We start from the raw sequence: 4,317 nt of genomic DNA, 5'->3' as shown, positions 1-4,317 counted from the left end.
CCATTTGAGGTATATAGAGGATCGTATTCATTGCTCGATATAGACCCCGACCCGGTGTTATTCAAAAAACCGATGTTTTCATCGGTCAATTGCGGCTGTACCGGGGTAATGTTGATGGGTTGCAGTAACTGGGCTTGTAACAATTCGCTGGCTCTAGCGACTCGAAAGCGAGGTTCGCGGTAGGTATCAGATAAAAACCGATGCGCTGACGGATTCGTGGCATCGCGTCCTAACGACTTCCAAGCCTCCTTCAGTGCCACCCTCCCAAATCCCAAATCATTGTATATCCGCGCCATATTGGCGGTTCGTGCCGCGGAATCCTCATCCAATAGCAATTCCGACCTATACACCGCCCGATTATCGTTCAGCTCAATCGCTTGCTGCATGTCGTGCAACGCTTCCACCGGGCGATTGGTGGTTTGCTTGCGAATTGCGTCGTAGAAATACGGGGTCGGGTCTTTGGGGTCGCGTTGTTTGGCTAAGTCGAACTGATCGCGGGCCAAGGGATCGCGACGTTCTTCGTAATAAGCTTTGCCGAGATAGCTGCGGATCAACGAATTGACGGGGTCCAGCGTAGCGGCGATCTCCAGGTCCGCGCGGCCCTCTTCCAGTTCGCCCGCGCGAATCTTCGCCAAGCCCAGCCCCAGGCGAGCCAATGGCGCCGTCGAATCCAACTTCACGGCGGTCTCGAAGTGCTGTCTAGCGGCGTCGATGTTGACGCGCGCCAGTTCGGCAAAACCGATCACGCTTTGGGTGCGCTCTAGGTTTGGGTCCAGAGCCGATGCTTTTTGCGCGGAAGTAAGACTGTCATCGGTCAAGCCATTGGCCATTTCCAGTTCGGCGCGGCGCGCCCATACCAAGGCATCTTCCGGCGCCAGTTCGGTGGCGCGCGTTGCGGCTTGCAGGGCATTGTTTAGTTCGAAGCGGCTCTGTTCGGCGTAGGACAGCGCGCTTTGAGCCGGCACGGATTGCGGACTTGCAGCCACCGCGCGCCGCGCCAGTGCCAACGCATCGTCCTTGGCGTTCTGGGTCAACGCGGCCACCGATTGCAAGGCCAGCGCATCGGCGTCGTTCGGATCGGTTGCCAGCAAAGCCGCGACATCCTGCTTGGCCGCATCAACCCGGCCGACGATCAGGCGCAAGGCCGCCCTGATTTTTAAACTGTCGCGAGTTTCCGGCAACGCGTCCAGGTTGTTTAAGGCTGCATCGATACGGCCTTGCCGATAATCTAGCAATGCGGATTGCAATGACGGGGACAGCGACGACGGTTTGGCCGCGACCAGCGGCGGGTAATAGAGCGCCCAACTGACCGCGTCGGCGGGCCGCAAGTCGATGACCGCGCGCGGCGCCTGACCCAGGGCGGCTTCCGCGCTTTGGCCCGGCTGTAGGCTGATACTGCCTTGAGCGTTAAAAAAGCGGACGCCGCCTTCATAAACCCATAGCGCGGCCTGGGTATCGTCCACGCGCAACGCAAACTCGGTGCCTTCCGGACCGGCGTTGGCGATCGGCGTCGTCACGGTCAGTCGTTTAGGCGTGCGGCTCAGAAAATGGACGAAGCCCTTCACTAAATCCAATACCGTCGGTTGATCCTGGCTGATACCGTTTAGGGACAGTACCGTCTCTTTATACAGCCGGAGGATTTCGCCATTGGGGAGTTGCAGAGAAACGCGACTATTCGCCTCGACCTTGAGCCGGCTACCCTCGCATAAGCGCTCGTCCAGCGCGGCGGCGCGCCATCGGTGATCAAACTCGACCGAGACCGATCCCTGCAATGAAACCAAGCGGGCCGCCCGTGCGTCTTCGCATTCGGCAGCGGCAATTTCAGTCTCGGAATAGCTTTCTCCCGCGAATAAGGCCATGATTAGCAAAACCAAAGCGCGCATATTGGGTCCGGATTGGGTGAATTATTATTGTTAACCGATCATAGTGTGATATGAGTCGCAATATCAAGGTATTAATTCACTTCGAAGATTAAAATCGGATGAAAGTAAGGAACTTTTTGCCGGCGACTCGCGCAAAGCTAAACATTTGTTGTGTTGGGTGCCGTTGAACGCTCAGCGTGCGGCACTCGCTAAATCAAGCGATTACCGGCAAAATACCCAACGGCATTACCAGAGGCAGCCGGCGATAGTCATCGCACTTCAATTTCGGTTTTGGGTCTCTCACCGCCCCATCCCTGAGAACGACGGAGCGAGTTGGCCGAAGGCTGAAACGCCGATGATATACATTATTCAACTTGTCAGAACCGCAAACTAACCATGTGTCTAGCTCTACCCGCCCAGATCATAGAAATTCAAGCCGATCAATGCACGGCGACGGCATCCGTGGACGGCGTCAAGGTCGAGGTGTCGCTGGCCTTGGTCGACGACGTGGTCGTCGGCGATTACGTGCTGGTACATGTCGGCTACGCGCTTAATAAAATTGATGAAGCCGAGGCGCTGAAGACATTGGCACTGTTTGCCGAGGCCGGCCTAACCGCATCATGAAATACATCGACGAATTCCGCCAACAAGACTTAGCGACTCAATTGGCCGCCGCGATCGCCGCTACCGTCGATCCGGGGCGGCACTACCGATTGATGGAATTTTGCGGCGGCCACACCCATGCCATTTTTCGTTACGGCGTGCAGGATTTGATGCCCGCCAACGTCGAGTTCGTGCATGGTCCGGGTTGCCCGGTCTGCGTGCTGCCGACCGGCCGGATCGATAACGCCATCCAGTTGGTCGAACAGCACGGCGTCACCCTTTGTACCTACGCCGACTTAATGCGGGTACCGGCCAGCGGCCGCAACAGCCTGCTGAAAGCCAAGGCCGCCGGTGGCGACATCCGCATGGTGTATTCGACGCAAGATGCGTTGCGAATCGCCCGCGACAATCCAGGCCGGCCGGTGGTGTTTTTCGCGATCGGCTTCGAGACCACCACGCCGCCGACCGCGGTGGCGATTCAACAAGCGCGCGCGGAGGGGCTGACCAATTTCTCGGTGTTCTGCAATCACGTGCTGACGCCTGCGGCGATGCGGGCGATTTTGAACGCGCCGCAGCCAGTGGCAATCGACGCCTTTCTCGGACCTTCGCACGTCAGCAGCGTGATCGGTAGCCGGCCCTACGAAGTCTTTGCGGATGAATATGGCAAACCGATTGTGATCGCCGGCTTCGAGCCACTGGACGTGATGCAATCGGCGCTGATGCTGATCCGCCAGCTCAATACCGGCCGGCATATCGTCGAAAACGAATATAGCCGAGCAGTCAGCCGCGAGGGCAACCTTAAGGCGCAAACCCTGACCGCCGAGGTGTTCGAGCCGCGCGCTCAATTCGAATGGCGCGGCCTGGGCTTAATCGCCGACAGCGCCTTGCAAATCCGCGCTGAATACGCCGATTTCGACGCCGAGCGCCGCTACCCGATCCCGGAAATTCGCGCCAGCGACGTCAAGGGCTGCGAATGTCCGGCGATTTTGCGCGGCGCCAAAAAACCGAGGGATTGCAAACTGCTTGGCACCGTCTGCACGCCCGAGAACCCGATGGGCTCGTGCATGGTGTCGTCGGAAGGCGCTTGCGCGGCCTACTGGTCGTACGGACGTTTGCGCGGCGAAACGGTCGCGGCCGGCTAAATCCGTTTTACCGCTTCGACATTATCGATTATCGTTGTATCTCCGTCGGTTCTCACCGATATTTCACTCAGCCACTCACACAGGAAGCCCTCTATGGAACGTCGCGATTTTCTAAAACTGAGTACCGCCACCGCAGTTGCCGGCCTCGCCGCCCCCGCGCTAGGCCATGCCGAAACCAAATTACCCACGCCGCAGGGTGAGTTGTTTTATACCCAGGAATCGCAGGGTCGTTGGGCCGGCAAAGCCGCTACTCACCTGCCGGTCATCGAGATCAGCAAGGATGGCGGCAAAACGCTGGTTAAAGTCACCACGCCGCACGAAATGAAAGGCTACGAGCACTACATCGTCAAACACATTCTGCTCGACAACAATTTCAAATTCCTCGCCGAACACATGCTGGACCCGGCCAAGGACACCGTGCCGGTATCGACCTTTCCGCTGGAAGGCTACAGCGGCGCGCTTTACGCGCTCAGCGTGTGTAACAAGCACGACACCTGGCTGAGCGGCGCGGAGGTCTGATTTTCGCGGCGGCGCTACCGGGCCAGCCATGCACCGGTAGCCCACCCGCCTAAGCATGCGGGGATGGCGGATTTAAGAATGAAGGGCGCGGGAGGGACTTTAGCCGAGATTGAGGGCGTTCAGACATCGATGTTTCCGTAGTTTGGCAAACGCTTTCAGATGAATATTCGAGCCTGATCTACAACCCCCAT

Annotated in this window: 4 protein-coding genes; 3 read left to right on the top strand and 1 reads right to left on the bottom strand. The window is 58.1% G+C overall.

The window, feature by feature from the left end; all coding sequences use genetic code 11:
• The coding region (locus AC3B8H_RS18980) for a FecR family protein (RefSeq protein ID WP_488443086.1) at positions 1–1,883 on the bottom strand (1,883 nt) is incomplete at its 3' end.
• 375 nt (positions 1,884–2,258) lie between these two features.
• Between AC3B8H_RS18980 and AC3B8H_RS18975 the strand changes: the two genes are divergently transcribed.
• From AC3B8H_RS18975 to AC3B8H_RS18965, 3 genes are all read left to right on the top strand, one after another.
• Complete coding sequence (locus tag AC3B8H_RS18975; RefSeq protein ID WP_488443085.1) at positions 2,259–2,486, top strand: HypC/HybG/HupF family hydrogenase formation chaperone; 228 nt, start codon at positions 2,259–2,261, stop codon at positions 2,484–2,486.
• Positions 2,483–3,607 carry a hydrogenase formation protein HypD gene (hypD, locus tag AC3B8H_RS18970; protein WP_488443084.1) on the top strand — a complete coding sequence of 375 codons (1,125 nt, stop codon included), beginning with the start codon at positions 2,483–2,485 and terminating at the stop codon, positions 3,605–3,607. The genes AC3B8H_RS18975 and hypD overlap by 4 nt, the downstream gene beginning before the upstream one ends.
• 93 nt (positions 3,608–3,700) lie before the next feature.
• Positions 3,701–4,126, top strand: a complete 426-nt coding sequence (locus tag AC3B8H_RS18965; RefSeq protein ID WP_488443083.1) for a desulfoferrodoxin family protein — start codon at positions 3,701–3,703, stop codon at positions 4,124–4,126.
• Positions 4,127–4,317 lie beyond the last annotated feature (191 nt).

The organism is Methylomonas sp. BG-2 (assembly GCF_057766305.1).
The sequence above is the reverse complement of the archived record's forward strand: the minus strand, read 5'-3'. Positions and strand labels throughout refer to the sequence as shown.